Here is a 665-nt window from a genome sequence, read left to right as displayed (position 1 = left end):
TTGCTTGAGGCAATCACTCTTGGGAGTGAACTTAATCACTCAAATTATTGGAATTAACGTTGACATATTGTCATTCAGTTTTCAATGTTCATCTTTAAATAATAATGGTGGAGACTAGCGGGATCGAACCGCTGACCTCCTGCGTGCAAAGCAGGCGCTCTCCCAGCTGAGCTAAGCCCCCATATTAAGTAAGTCGGGAAGACAGGATTCGAACCTGCGACCCCTTGGTCCCAAACCAAGTGCTCTACCAAGCTGAGCTACTTCCCGTAGCTAATAAAAATGGCGCGCCCGAGAGGAGTCGAACCCCTAACCTTTTGATCCGTAGTCAAACGCTCTATCCAATTGAGCTACGGGCGCATATTAAAGATTAAATGGTGCCGAGGACCGGAATCGAACCGGTACGGTAATCACTTACCGCAGGATTTTAAGTCCTGTGCGTCTGCCAGTTCCGCCACCCCGGCATTTAATTTCTCCAATGGAGCGAAAGACGGGATTCGAACCCGCGACCCCAACCTTGGCAAGGTTGTATTCTACCACTGAACTACTTTCGCACATTTATTAAAATAATTATGAGCCATAGAGGATTCGAACCTCTGACCCTTTGATTAAAAGTCAAATGCTCTACCAACTGAGCTAATGGCTCAAAAATGGTGCCGGAAAAAGGA

6 tRNA genes are annotated in these 665 nt (G+C 46.6%); all 6 read right to left on the bottom strand.

Annotated elements, in window-relative coordinates:
- Positions 1 to 105 precede the first annotated feature (105 nt).
- Positions 106 to 181: transfer RNA gene (locus CD152_RS11255), tRNA-Ala, on the bottom strand.
- A gap of 12 nt (positions 182 to 193) precedes the next feature.
- A tRNA-Pro gene (locus CD152_RS11250) sits at positions 194 to 267 on the bottom strand.
- A gap of 13 nt (positions 268 to 280) precedes the next feature.
- Positions 281 to 357: transfer RNA gene (locus CD152_RS11245), tRNA-Arg, on the bottom strand.
- Between the two features lie 15 nt (positions 358 to 372).
- Positions 373 to 461, bottom strand: a tRNA-Leu gene (locus CD152_RS11240).
- 15 nt (positions 462 to 476) lie between these two features.
- Positions 477 to 551, bottom strand: a tRNA-Gly gene (locus CD152_RS11235).
- A gap of 19 nt (positions 552 to 570) precedes the next feature.
- Positions 571 to 643, bottom strand: a tRNA-Lys gene (locus CD152_RS11230).
- Between the last annotated feature and the right edge of the window lie 22 nt (positions 644 to 665).

It is taken from the genome of Macrococcoides caseolyticum (assembly GCF_002902665.1).
GTDB lineage: Bacteria > Bacillota > Bacilli > Staphylococcales > Staphylococcaceae > Macrococcoides > Macrococcoides caseolyticum.
Note: the sequence above shows the minus strand (reverse complement) of the source record. Positions and strands in the feature narration are given on the sequence as shown.